Source organism: Flavobacterium piscisymbiosum (genome assembly GCF_020905295.1).
Classification (GTDB): domain Bacteria; phylum Bacteroidota; class Bacteroidia; order Flavobacteriales; family Flavobacteriaceae; genus Flavobacterium; species Flavobacterium piscisymbiosum.
The window spans coordinates 5,827,871-5,840,618 of sequence record NZ_JAJJMM010000001.1 but is presented as its reverse complement, the minus strand read 5'-3'; the positions used below and the strand labels follow the sequence as shown (position 1 = coordinate 5,840,618).

Annotated in this window: 14 protein-coding genes; 5 read left to right on the top strand and 9 right to left on the bottom strand. The window is 33.1% G+C overall.

Features of this window, described 5'->3' with window-relative positions; genetic code table 11:
* Positions 1-244 precede the first annotated feature (244 nt).
* The 5 genes from LNP81_RS24585 to LNP81_RS24565 are packed head-to-tail and all read left to right on the top strand — an operon-like array spanning position 245 to position 4,663.
* Positions 245-2,392, top strand: a complete 2,148-nt coding sequence (locus LNP81_RS24585; RefSeq protein ID WP_230039952.1) for a cation:proton antiporter — start codon at positions 245-247, stop codon at positions 2,390-2,392.
* Between the two features lie 56 nt (positions 2,393-2,448).
* The gene (locus LNP81_RS24580) at positions 2,449-3,111 is read left to right on the top strand and encodes a class I SAM-dependent methyltransferase (RefSeq protein ID WP_230039951.1); all 663 of its coding nucleotides are present in this window, start codon (positions 2,449-2,451) and stop codon (positions 3,109-3,111) included.
* Positions 3,108-3,812 carry a VanW family protein gene (locus LNP81_RS24575; RefSeq protein WP_230039950.1) on the top strand — a complete coding sequence of 235 codons (705 nt, stop codon included), beginning with the start codon at positions 3,108-3,110 and terminating at the stop codon, positions 3,810-3,812. The genes LNP81_RS24580 and LNP81_RS24575 overlap by 4 nt, the downstream gene beginning before the upstream one ends.
* A gap of 35 nt (positions 3,813-3,847) precedes the next feature.
* Complete coding sequence (locus tag LNP81_RS24570) at positions 3,848-4,273, top strand: SMI1/KNR4 family protein (RefSeq protein WP_230039949.1); 426 nt, start codon at positions 3,848-3,850, stop codon at positions 4,271-4,273.
* Positions 4,274-4,300: 27 nt separating this feature from the next.
* On the top strand, positions 4,301-4,663 hold the full coding sequence (locus LNP81_RS24565; RefSeq protein ID WP_230039948.1) for a VOC family protein: 363 nt from the start codon (positions 4,301-4,303) through the stop codon (positions 4,661-4,663).
* A gap of 78 nt (positions 4,664-4,741) precedes the next feature.
* Here the strand turns inward: LNP81_RS24565 and LNP81_RS24560 are convergent, their stop codons facing one another.
* From LNP81_RS24560 to LNP81_RS24520, 9 genes are all read right to left on the bottom strand, one after another.
* Entirely contained in the window at positions 4,742-5,422 is a 681-nt protein-coding gene (locus LNP81_RS24560) for a mutarotase (RefSeq protein WP_230039947.1), read from the bottom strand.
* A 6-nt stretch (positions 5,423-5,428) separates the two neighbouring features.
* Positions 5,429-5,797, bottom strand: a complete 369-nt coding sequence (locus LNP81_RS24555; RefSeq protein WP_230039945.1) for an iron chaperone — start codon at positions 5,795-5,797, stop codon at positions 5,429-5,431.
* Positions 5,798-6,050: 253 nt separating this feature from the next.
* Entirely contained in the window at positions 6,051-6,518 is a 468-nt protein-coding gene (locus LNP81_RS24550) for an SRPBCC family protein (RefSeq protein WP_230039942.1), read from the bottom strand.
* Positions 6,519-6,717: 199 nt separating this feature from the next.
* Positions 6,718-7,299: an LOG family protein gene (locus LNP81_RS24545; protein ID WP_230039939.1), complete on the bottom strand. Its 582-nt coding sequence runs from the start codon at positions 7,297-7,299 to the stop codon at positions 6,718-6,720.
* A 351-nt stretch (positions 7,300-7,650) separates the two neighbouring features.
* Entirely contained in the window at positions 7,651-8,193 is a 543-nt protein-coding gene (locus LNP81_RS24540) for a GNAT family N-acetyltransferase (protein WP_230039936.1), read from the bottom strand.
* A 301-nt stretch (positions 8,194-8,494) separates the two neighbouring features.
* A complete protein-coding gene (locus tag LNP81_RS24535; protein WP_230039933.1) occupies positions 8,495-9,619 on the bottom strand; it encodes a lactonase family protein in 1,125 nt (374 codons plus the stop codon).
* A gap of 244 nt (positions 9,620-9,863) precedes the next feature.
* Entirely contained in the window at positions 9,864-10,961 is a 1,098-nt protein-coding gene (locus tag LNP81_RS24530) for an MBL fold metallo-hydrolase (protein WP_230039931.1), read from the bottom strand.
* 28 nt (positions 10,962-10,989) lie between these two features.
* Positions 10,990-11,391 (bottom strand): DUF1801 domain-containing protein, encoded by a 402-nt coding sequence (locus tag LNP81_RS24525; RefSeq protein ID WP_230039929.1) that lies wholly within the window; start codon positions 11,389-11,391, stop codon positions 10,990-10,992.
* A gap of 6 nt (positions 11,392-11,397) precedes the next feature.
* Positions 11,398-12,444 (bottom strand): serine hydrolase domain-containing protein, encoded by a 1,047-nt coding sequence (locus tag LNP81_RS24520; RefSeq protein WP_230039928.1) that lies wholly within the window; start codon positions 12,442-12,444, stop codon positions 11,398-11,400.
* Between the last annotated feature and the right edge of the window lie 304 nt (positions 12,445-12,748).

The window sequence follows — 12,748 nt, the reverse complement described above, 5'->3', positions numbered from 1 at the left end:
TTTTGTTAAAAAAAATATTAAATATTAATAATTTGGCAACGAAACAAAATTTATTGCTTAATATGTGGTTTTCGTGAAAAGTTGGTGTTTTTTTTAGGTATTTTTGTAATGAAACAATCACTAAAGAATCCGGTTTTTTTGGTCTAAAAAGAAATCGGTAACCATAACTTCTGAGATTTCATTTTAATTTGAACACCTCTGTTTGCGAAAAATTAAAATACCACAAAGAAGATAAAATTACATTATGATAGAATTTTTCAAGCATTTTTTACAAGAATTCGAATTACCGCTTAGCAACCCAGTATTGATTTTCTCGTTAATACTTTTCATTATTCTCTTGTCGCCTATTTTACTTAAAAAAATAAACATTCCAGGAATTATCGGACTTATTATTTCCGGTGTAATCATTGGACCACACGGACTTAATATTCTGGCTAAAAACTCAGCCGTAGATTTGTTTTCGACAATCGGACTTTTATATATTATGTTTATTGCCGGCCTTGAACTCGACATGAATGAGTTTAAAGCCAATAGAAATAAGAGCTTATTATTCGGTTTCTTTACCTTTATTTTCCCTTTAACCATTGGGTTTCCGGTTTGTTATTATTTACTGCAATATGATTTTAATGCCAGTTTCCTGACCGCAAGTATGTTTGCCACGCACACGCTGGTAGCTTACCCAATTGTAAGTAAATTAGGGATTGCAAAAAATCAGGCTGTTGCCATAACAGTAGGAGGAACGATATTAACAGATACTGCCGTTTTGATTATTCTGGCCGTTATTATGGGAAGTAGCCAAGGTAATCTGAATCAGGCTTTCTGGATAAAACTAACGGTTTCATTGGCCATTTTCTCTGCTATTATGTTTTTGGTGATTCCAAGAATTGCTAAATGGTTCTTTAAGAAATTAGAAAGTGAAAAACATGCTCATTATATCTTTGTACTTTCTGTAGTTTTCTTTGCAGCATTTTTGGCCGAAGTAGCAGGAGTAGAGCCTATTATTGGTGCGTTCGTTGCAGGTTTGGCTTTGAATCCCTTAATTCCGCATTCGTCTGCATTGATGAACAGAATTGAGTTTATCGGCAATTCATTGTTCATTCCGTTTTTCCTGATTTCGGTGGGAATGTTGGTTGATATCAGCGTAATTCTTAGCGGACCAACGGCATTAATTGTTGCCGGAACTTTGAGTGTTGTGGCGATTTTCGGGAAATGGACGGCAGCATTTTTTACCCAGATTGTTTTTAAATATACCCGAACAGAAAGACAACTGATCTTCGGGTTAAGCAGTGCACATGCCGCTGCAACGTTGGCGGTTATTTTAGTGGGATTTAAAGCGAAAATTCTGGATGAAAATATCTTAAACGGAACTATTATTTTAATATTAATTACTTGTATTGTAGCTTCTTTTGCCACTGAAAAAGCAGCCAAAAAAATAGCAATTTGCGAGGAAGAAGTTTCTCATGAAGATGCGCATAGCGATCAAATTTTAGACGAACACATTTTAATTCCGTTAGCAAAAACTTCGGCGACAGCCACTTTATTAGATTTTGCACTTTTAATTAAAGATAAAAAATCATCTAATCCAGTAACTTTGTTAACGATCGTTCCTAATAATGATCAGGCCGAAAAAAATATTTTAAAGTATCGAAAAGCAGTTGATAAATTCGTCATTCAGGCGTCGGCTTCAGAAGTAAAAATAAATACAATTGCCAGAATTGACCATAATCCTGCCAGCGGAATTGCCAGAACTTCGAAAGAAATCATGTCGGATATTGTGATCGTGGGTTGGCCTAGAAAAACAGGATTCCTTGATAAAATTTTTGGAGAAAACGTAGATTCGATTATCAATAACGTCGACAAAAGTTTATTTATTTGTAGATTTCAAAAGACTTTTATAGAAGAAAAAAGACTGGTTTTTATCTGCCCGCCATTTTCTGAAAGAGGAGTTGGATTTCATTTGTTATTACAGAAAATCTGCCGATTATCGCAGGAATTAAGTATTCCGATTATAATTTATGCCGAATATAAAACACATCAAACGATTCAGCAAATTGCTGCTAATTTGAAACTGAATGCAAAATTAGGTTTTAAAAGTATTATGGATTGGGATGATTTTGAATCGATTTCTGATGAAATAAAACCAAACGATTTGATTGTTTTTAATCTTTCTAGAAAAGGTTCTGTTTCGTACCAGTCAATTTTTGATAAACTACCTCAGAAATTCGAAAAATCATTTGATGATAACAATCTGATTCTGGTATATGCGCAAGACGATCGCAAAGGAACTTCTATGGATGCCTACGAAGATTTTACTGCTACGCCATTAACCAAAGGTCTTGAAGCCATTGAGCAAATTGGCCGTGGTTTAGGGAATATTCTGAAGAAAGGATAAAAAATGTTTTTCGAGTAAGATTTTTATTATTTTTGATTTTGTCTTAAAAATTAAAAATGAGCGAAATTGTAAATTACTATAATGATCTGGCAAGTACTTATGATCAGAATAGATTTGATAATTCTTACGGAAGATTTATTGACTCTCAGGAACGAAATATTCTTGATAGGTTATTAACCAATAAAAACGAGCAAATTCTTGATTTAGCCTGCGGTACTGGCAGACTTTTAAATTATGCTTCTATTGGAGTTGATGCAAGCGCTGAAATGATCGAAATGGCAAGAAGGAAGTTTCCTGAAAAAACATTTTTACAAAACGAAGCTCATCAAATAACTTTACAGGATAATTCTGTAGATACCATTATTAGTTTTCATTTTTTTATGCATCTGGATCAGGATAAAATCAATCAGGTTTTAGAAGAATCAAAACGAATTTTAAAAAACAATGGCAGAATTATTTTTGATATTCCATCGCGAAAACGAAGAAATTTGCTTGGATATAAAAAAAATAATTGGCACGGAGCCTTTAGTTTAAGTATCGGGGATTTTAAAGAAAATCCCAATTTTAAGATTAAAAGAACATTTGGTTTTTTGTTTTTTCCCATACATCGATTTCCTGAATTTTGCCGAAAGCCTTTGATAAAACTCGATTCTTTTTTAGCTAATTCATTCCTAAAAGAGTATAGTTCTTATTTAATCATCGAATTAGAGAAGAAATGAATATGTTGAAACCACTCAAAATTAGCCTTAAGTTATTGCTTAGATTTAAAAAGGATTTATGGACCAAAGATTTGTTCCGGTTTTCTAAAAAATGCCAAAACGATTTTACCTTTCGTTATGCGATAACATTAACACAGGAAATAAAATCCAGTCAGACTTTTGATAATAAGTTGCACAATATTCTGCTGGCTTCAAAAAGGATTAACAGATATGTTCTTGAGCCAAATCAAATTTTTTCTTTTTTTAAAGTGGTAGGAAATCCAAATCAGGATTTTAAGAAAAGCAGAACTTTGGTAAACGGTCAATTAGTAGAAGAGAATGGAGGCGGCATGTGTCAGGTATCGGGAATTATATACCAGATTAGTTTAATTGCCGGTTTAGAAATTTTAGAAAGACACAATCATTCTGTTGATATTTATACCAATGAAACAAGATTTGCGCCCTTAGGTTGTGATGCAACGATTGTATATGGTTATAAAGATTTACGAATAAAAAATAATTTGCCATTTCCGGTTCAGTTTAAAATTGAAATAAAAGAAAGTTTTATTCATATCAATTTATTGAGCGAAAAAGCCATAAAAGAGAAAGAGCTGCTTTTTGAATCTCAATTGGACAAAGAATTTATTACTGTAAATGTTCTGAATAATGACCGACAATTACTCAATCAATCGAAGTACAAAAGAATGAAAGCAGAATTTTAGTATTTTGATTTACGCCAATCCTATAAACTTATCCTATGCAATATTTACAAGAAATATTTGAAAAATATGAGTTTCCAAAAAGAAATGTAAAATCTTATGTGGAAGTTACTGATGTTGAATCATATTCTAATTTAAGACTTCCGATAGATTATGTTTTTTATCTTGAGAATTATTTTGGAATCGATCAGTTTATTGGTGTTGAGTTTATAAAACTTTGGAGTCTGGAAGAAATAATTGAAGCGAATAAAAGTTATAATATTGTTGAAGAATTATACAGGACTATAGGAATTGGTACAAATGGAAGTGGAGAATTTATAGGAATTGAAATTGATCCATATGATAATGTAAAAGTAATTCTTTCGCCTTTTACCGATTTAAATAGCAAATATAATACTGAAATTGGTACATCATTTGCTGATTTTCTTATTCGTTTGGACAATAAAATTGAATGGTTTTCTTAAATTTATATAATTTTAAAACCCTATACTATGAACCACAAAGCCCTGTCTATCCGACCATTTATTGGAGCCAAAGATTTTGAAGTTTCCAGAAGTTTTTATCGTGATTTAGGTTTTGAAGAAGTAGTTTTAGATCTAAAGTTTTCTGTTTTTAAAACCGGAGATTTAGCCTTTTATCTTCAGGATTATTATGATAAAAACTGGATCGAAAACACCATGATTTTCCTTGAAGTCGAAGATGTCGATGATTATTACAATCAGTTATTGGCCTTAAACTTAACCGAAAAATATGGAGTAAAACTAACGCCAACAGTTCATCTGGATTGGGGAAGCGAATGTTTTTTACACGATCCGTCAGGTATTTTATGGCATTTTGGGAAGTTTAACAAATAAATTTTTTGCCACGAAGGCACTAAGGCACAAAGTTTTTTTTGAATTCCCAAAATTTTAGCAAAATTAGTTACGAGTAAATCAAATAATAAAATTGGCTAAGCGAATGGTGTTTTTTTCTCGCTGATACCAATCGTTATAAACCAGTTCCAGATTTTTGGCTTCGAATTTTCCAAAATCATAATCACGATATTTTTCTACAACTTGTATTAATTGTTCCGGATTTTCGAGTTTGTCCTGAAATCGCATTACAGTCGAATGCGCTGTTGAAATGGCGTAACGACTATCGATACTTTGTTCTAAAGAAGATTTTTTAAAGTTCTCCCGAAGTTTATCCCTGAAATTATTCAAAGATTCATCCGTTGGAAACCCCTGAATCATTATAGCAGACGGAGAAGCTGTTACACCGCGAAACCCGATTTTTATTGCATCTAAATGCACAAGACTTTGCTGAATGAGGTCGATATATTCGTGAACATTTATTTTATCTAAAGTAAAACCGTCGTAACAGGAAATAATAGACATCACAGTAATATGAATATCAGCATCAGGATAATAATATTGATGAGGTTCAACAGCCTTTAATTCATCTAAAAACAACTGAATATTTGCTTTAATGATTTCGCTCGGGCGAATGAGAAACGTGATTCCAAACCGCGAATCAGATTCATTATTAAGTTGTGAATCTAATTTGTAATTACCTGCCAAAATAGCTTCGGAAGATTTTTTGTAAAGTTGATCGTAATGTTGGGTTGAATCCATTTAATATTATTTCTTTTTTGCTTTTTCAAGGTTTTCTTTTACTCTAAATTTTACAATTTTGTTAATCAGATCATACGGCATTGGTTGATCGAGAGGAAATTGTACAGAACCTTTTCCGGATTTATATTTCGAAAGTTCTTCTCTAAAAGCTTCATGACCGCTTGGTAAAGCATACAAACCAATATGATTTTTAAAAGCAGCAAAATAAACCACGATTCCGTTTTGTTCAAAAGCTGGCATCGAATAACTGATTTTCTCTTTGGCATCCGGCGCCGCCTTCTGAATCGTTGCCCTGACTTTCTCCAGAATTTCCTGAACGTCATTTGGGAACGCGCCAATATATTCATCGATATTTGCTGGTTTCTTTGTGTCCATTTTTCTATGTAATTTTTTTAAAAGTTTGTTCTTTTTTGATCTCGCAAAGGCGCAGAGGCGCAAAGTTTTTTAATATTTTTTCTTTAAACTTTAATTTAGAATTAATTACAAATTTTAATCTGCTCAATCTGCAAAATCTGCGTGAAAAAAAAATAACCATAAATGTGCTCAAAACTTTGCGACCTTGCGACTTTCCGAGATTATTTTCAGTCCAATAAAAAAATCCTTGCGAACTTTGAGGTTAAATAAGTTTTTATGCCAATCCTTTAGGAAATCGATCCAAAACCAAATTCAACTGAATATTATGCTCCAAATATGCTTTGGCTCCAGCCAAAACCAGTGCAAAACCTTCAGTAGAATTGCGAACCTGATCGATTATTTTATCCGAATCTCCTTTTAAACCTGAATTGATGATGCTTACAAAAGTTTCATTTTCGTTTAATGGACTAAAAATCCATTCTACTAAAGTCGATTCGTCGGGATTTCCCCATTCGATCACAATTTTATGATTTTCCTGCAAAACATGAGTTGTCACGGTCAATGAAAAACCATACATTTCCCAGGTCCATTCGGTTGTAGTGTCTTGTTCTAGTTTTCCGGAACCTTTTGTAAACCAAAATTTACTTGTAATTTCCGGATCTGTAAAAGCCTGAAAAACTTCTGAAACAGGTTTTCTAATCAGCATTTCGGCTTTTGCGAAGTGGTTGTTTTCTGCTTTCATTTTTTATTGGTAAGATGTTGTTTGTAAAATGTTATTTGTAAAATTTGAAACAAAAAATTGGCGTGTAAACTTGAAACTTGAAACTTGAAACAAATTTTTACAACCTCTAATTTAAGAAAGAAATCCCAAATAACTTCAAAAAAAAATCCACACAAGTCTTAACCTGTATGGATTCTATAATCTATGATTTAAAGTTTGTTTAAACTTTATCTTTATCAATCCATTTTCCGGTGGTTGGTGCCACGTAATTTTTCATTTGCTCTAATAAATCATCAATATTATCGCTTACCAAAAGCATTTGCTGATTAGCCTCTTTCAGTAAACCTTTTTCTACCATTACTTTCGTTAATTCGATTAGAGAATCATAAAAGCCGTCGATGTTTAAAATGGCGATTGGTTTTTTGTGAAGCCCTAATTGAGCCCAGGTTAGCATTTCGAAAAGTTCTTCGAGAGTTCCAAAACCACCCGGAAGTGCAATTACGCCGTCGCATAAATCGTTCATTTGGGTTTTTCTTTCGTGCATACTTTCGACCAAAATCAATTCGGTCAGGCCTAAATGTGCAATTTCTTTCGATCTTAAAAAGTTGGGTAAAACGCCAATTGCTTTTCCTCCTTCGTTTAAAATTCCGTCGGCTACAGCACCCATTAAACCTACGTTTGCTCCGCCATAAACCAATTCTATATTTTGTTTTGCTAAAGTTTGCCCCAGCAATGTTGCCTGTTCTTTGTAAATTTCTTCGGTTCCAAAACTAGATCCGCAGAAAACTGTAATTCTTTTCATTGTTAGAAGTTATATGTTATTCGTTAAATGTTAGAAGTTATTCGTTATTAGTTAATGGTAAGATGTTAGAAGTGAGAGGATTATTTGTTATTCGTTAAATATTGAAAGTGATAATGAAAATCAAAGATTAAAAGTCGGTATTTTGTGCCGTTAGGCACTACAGATTGGTAGAAAAAATATGAATTAGAATAGATAGCGTGCCGTAGGTACGCAACAAAAAATCCTATTGCGAATCTACGGCACGTCAACCAACTCTATAACCTAATAAACTACCAATATCTGCCCAAGGCACATTAGAAAGTTAATTTGTCAAAAAGAAGAGTAAATATTTTCCAACTCATAACTCATAACTCACAATTTATAATTTTCAACCTTCAACTCATATTCAAAATGAGGTAAATTGACTGGAATATTACCTATACTATTTACTTCGCCAATATTTATAGCTCCTAATTTCGAGACTGCTTTTTGTGAACGTATATTATCTGTACCAATATGAAATAGTACCGAATCTACATGTTGAAAAGCATAATCTATTAATAGTTTTTTATTTGATTTATTATATAGTCCGCCCCAAAATTTTCGACCAATAAAAGTAAAACCAATGGCAATGCTGGATTTCTCCGGATTGTAATCGTAGTAACGCGTATTGCCTACAATTTCATTTGTTTGTTTATCCAAAATCAAAAAAGAACTTTTTGAGTTGATTGCCGCATCAAAAAAGGGTCTGAAGATTTCTATTTTATATCGGTCTTTGATTGGATGTTGTTCCCAAATTAATGGATCTGAGGCTACTTGATAAAGTGCGTCAAAATCACTTTCCTGTAGCGGAACTAATTTTGTAATATCGTCTTCTAAAATTTCAGGTTGTAAATTGAATGCTGATTTTGTCATTTTATAAAGGTTAAATTCTCGTTTGCCACTAATTTTGACGGAGAACTACGAATTTAAAATAAAAATTTGACTTTAGTTTTCTGATAAAGAAGTTTTTTGCCACAGATTAAAGGATTATAAAAGATTTATAAATTTTGTGTGATTTCTGCTTTTGCATAAATGCCAAACGATAGGAAATCTGCGATAATCTGTGTCTTCGCTTGCGAATCCGTGTCATCTGTGTTCGAAATCACAATACTATAAACTTTTGCCGATACAGCACCTGAGATTGCTTCGTTCCTCGCAATGACGTAAAATGTGATTATATTCTCTTAATCTGAACACAGGAAACATTCTCCATTTTAACTTTATTTTCTACTTTTTTAAGCAATCCGGTTTTTTGATTTCTTTTAAAAACTACTACGTTTCCCGAATTGACATTGGTAGCAACCAAAAATTTTCCGCTTTCATCAAGGGCAAAAACTCTCGGATGATTTCCTAGAGTCGATTGATAACCAATGTTTTTCAAAAGACCATTTTCATCAATAGAAAAAATGGCAATATTGTTTTCTTTTCCTCGGTTTGTAGCGTATAGAAATTTTCCGTCAGGCGAAATATGAATGTCTGAGCTTTCAAAACCAGATATTATCGTATCCGGATGCGTATTGATGCGCTGAATTTGTTTTAAAGTTCCATCCTGATATTGATAAACACTTATTGCGCCTCCCATTTCTTCGATACAATAACCAAATTTTTCATTGGGATGAAAAGTAAAATGTCTTGGTCCGGCTTCTAAATCTGTTTTGGTAAACGGAATTTTTGTTTCTATTAATGGTTGTTTTAGAGTTGCATCAAAACGGTAACAACGAATTTTATCGGCACCTAAATCGGGCAGGAATAAATAATCACTTTGAGGCGAAAATACAGCCGAATGAACGTGAGATTTGGTTTGTCTTTCTTTATTGACACTTCCATCTGAATATTGAAAATTTTGTGCAATCGAATCTATTTTTCCATTTTCTAATATCGGGTGAACCGAAACACTTCCTTCGTTGTAATTGGCGTTTGCCAGCCATTTTCCGCTTTTATGAACCGAGAGATAAACCGGATTTTCGCCACCGCTGGATTGTTTGTTCAAAAATGTAAGGGATTTGTTCGCAGGATTAAATTCAAAACTGCTCACGCTTCCGGCATTTGGTGTTTTGGTATCAGTACAGGCATAAAGATATTTTCCGTTTGGAGATAAAGTCAAATACGATGGATTGATGATATTTTTCGCAGATGTTATTTTGTTCAATTTTCCTTTTACGGTATCTAATTGATACACCTGAATAGATTCTGCGGTAAGATCCCGGTTATAACTTCCTAAAAAGACATAAGTATTTTGGGAGAAGCTATTTAGGGTAATGAGAAAAGAAATTGCTAAAAGGTATATTTTTTGGTTCATGGTTTTTGCGAAGTTTGTTTCAGGTTTCAAGTTTCAGGTTCTGAGTTGCATTCCAATTTTTGGTTAATCTTGTCATCCTGACGAAGGAAGGATCACACAAGAAACTTTGCAAAGATTGTCGACATTCTTTGGCGATAAACTAGTGTGATCCTTCCTTTGTCAGGATGACAAACTATGGTGTTTTGGTTCAGTTAAATCACAGTTTTTAATCTACAATCTACAATCAAAAATCTGCAATCAAAAATCATCTAACCCCTTTCCACCATTGTTGAAATTCTTGATTTTCGTTTCTGAGTTCTACTACTTCTCCGATTTTTGGAGTAATTAATGGAATAGGATTTTCTGAAGCTGCATTCAATTCTGTTACTTTTATCAAAGGCTCATCCCAGGAATGGAGAGACAAAGGAAATTTTGAATTATGAACCGGAAATACTCTTTTCGCTTTTATCTCTTTCATGGCTTTTATGACATCTTCAGGTAGATTGTGAATGTATTTCCAGGCAGGATTATATTGTCCGTTATCGAGAAGTGCGATATCAAAAGGGCCAAATTTGTTGCCAATTTCAGCATAATGTGTATCGTAACCGCTGTCGCCGCCCAGATACATTTTAAAATTGTTGGCTTCTAGTACAAACGATGTCCAAAGTGTATTACATCGATCAATGCTTCTGCCCGAAAAATGTCGGGATGGAGTGGTATAAAGCGTCAGATTCTGATCTAATTCTATTTTTTCATTCCAGTCTTTTTCGATGATAATTTCTTTAGGAAATTTCCAAAATTCAAGATGTGAACCAACACCAAGAGCGCAAACTATTTTTTTTATTTTGGGTTGCAGTTGCTTGATAGTTGCATAATCAAGATGGTCGTAATGATCGTGCGTAATCAATAAATAATCAATTTCCGGAATATCATTAGCGCTATAAATATCAGTTCCTTTGAATGCTTTTGTGGTGCCGTAAATAGGAGAGGCGTTGCCGCTAAAAACAGGATCAATCAAAAAACGTTTTCCTTCAAGTTGAATATAATAGGAGGAATGCCCAAACCAAACCAAAACATCCTGATCGACAGGAAGTTCGTGTAGATTTGTTTTTACAGACGGAATAATATCTGTTGGAGTTTTGCGATCTACTTTCTTAAATAAAAAATCAAAGAAAACTTTAGAGAAACTATAACCTTCGGCAAGTTCGGGAGTAAAACTTTGGTTTTCGAATTTTCCGTTTTTATAGTTGGGTGATTTTTGTATTAAGGCCAATCTTTCCCCTGATGGCTTTTTACCATATCTGGGATGTTGTGAAACCAAAATAAGAATGGCGAACAATAAAATTATTAGTGTAAGAGTCATGGTGGTATTTAATTTTTGGGTATTTTTTTTATTGTTGTAACGAAAGTGAAATCATATTTTTTAGCACTTCAATATTGATATCGGCTATTTTTTTTACATAAATGCAACCTTTAGAAGCTTTGTGTTTGCCAAGTTTAGAAAGTAATTCGTCTCTATTTTCTGTCGGAACATTGATATAAAGTGAAATGGCTGCTTTTCGTGGAGAAAACCCCACAAGAGGTGCATCGCCTTCGTGACCGCTGGCATATTTATAATGATAACTTCCAAAACCAATAATACTTGGTCCCCACATTTTTGGCTCAAAATGGGTTACTTCCTGCATTATTTTGATGAGTTCAAAAGCGTCATTTCTTTTGGTTTCATCTTCAACAAAAGTATTTATAAAATCAGTAGTACTTTCATTGGTTTCGGTAGTTTTATTCTTTGCCATTGTGTTTTATTTTTTGTTTAGCAAATTGCTTTTCAGCAGAATATTTTTGATTTTTACTTCATTAGCATAAAACAAATCACGATTTTGATTCATTTGGTTTTCTAGAATAATTAAACTTACATCACTGTCAGGAAAATATAAATTTATCGAAGAAAAACCATCACCTAAACCTGTGTGGCCAATATATTTTATAGGTTCCTTATCGACAATTCTAAAACCGTATCCGTAACCTATTTTTTCTGTGCCGAAGAAACTATTCTGAGCCGTTATATTGTACTTAAACAGTAATAGATAACTTTCTGGTTTCAGTAGTTTTCCTTTATGCAGATTTTCATTCCAGATTGCTAAATCACCTGCCGTTGAAACAATTCCGTTAGAAGAAGTACTTTCGATAGTAATCATCGATCTTGAAACTAACTTAAAAGCATTATTGTTGTTGACATATCCTGAAACTAAATTTTTAATTGGCGCTGCAGAAAAACAAAGTGTATTTTTCATCTTTAGCTGTTTAAAAAATGTATTGGCTACTTCGTAATAGCTTTTTTTAGTAACAGATTCAATTATTTTTCCCAGTAAACTATAGCCTAAATCTCCATATTTAAAGTCACTTCCCGGTTTAAACAACAGCGGTTTTGTCAAATCGATAATTCCATGTGTATGATTTAAAAGTTGGTGAACCGTTACAGATTCTGCCCAGGTTTGGTTCATTTGAGGTAAATATTTTTTTATAGGCGCCTGTAAATCAATTTGGCCTTGTTCTACTTCTTTTAAGATTAAAACAGCCGTGATTTGTCTTGTATTCGACATGATTTCGAATTGACTGTCTGTTTTTAAATATTTTCTGGTTTCAAAATTGGTAAAACCGTATACTTTATTGTAAACTGTTTTTCCGTTTTTGGCGATCAGTACAACGCCATTAAATATTGGATTGCTGACACTTATCAAACTATCAATTTGAGCGGCATAATTGTTTTTTTTCTGAGCGAATACATTACAATTTGAGAAGAGAAGAATAGAGGATAATATAAAGGTAATTCGAAGATTAGAAGTCATTTTTATTTTTTTGTTTCAAGTTTAAGCTCTTTACGGCTATTTTACCGCAAAGAGCGCAATGTTTTTGTTTATGTAATTTATAAATTAGCAAAGTTCGCAAAGCTAGATCAATACAAAGCTTTGCGAACTTTGTGTTTTAATTAAGGTCAAATTAAGATTTTTTACCGTAAAGAGCGCAATGTTTTTGTTTATGTAATTTATAAATTAGCAAAGTTCGCAAAGCCAGATCAATACAAAGCTTTGCGAACTTTGTGTTTTAAAACTTCCTGATTGATAAAAAAACTTAGCGTTCTTTGCGGTAAAT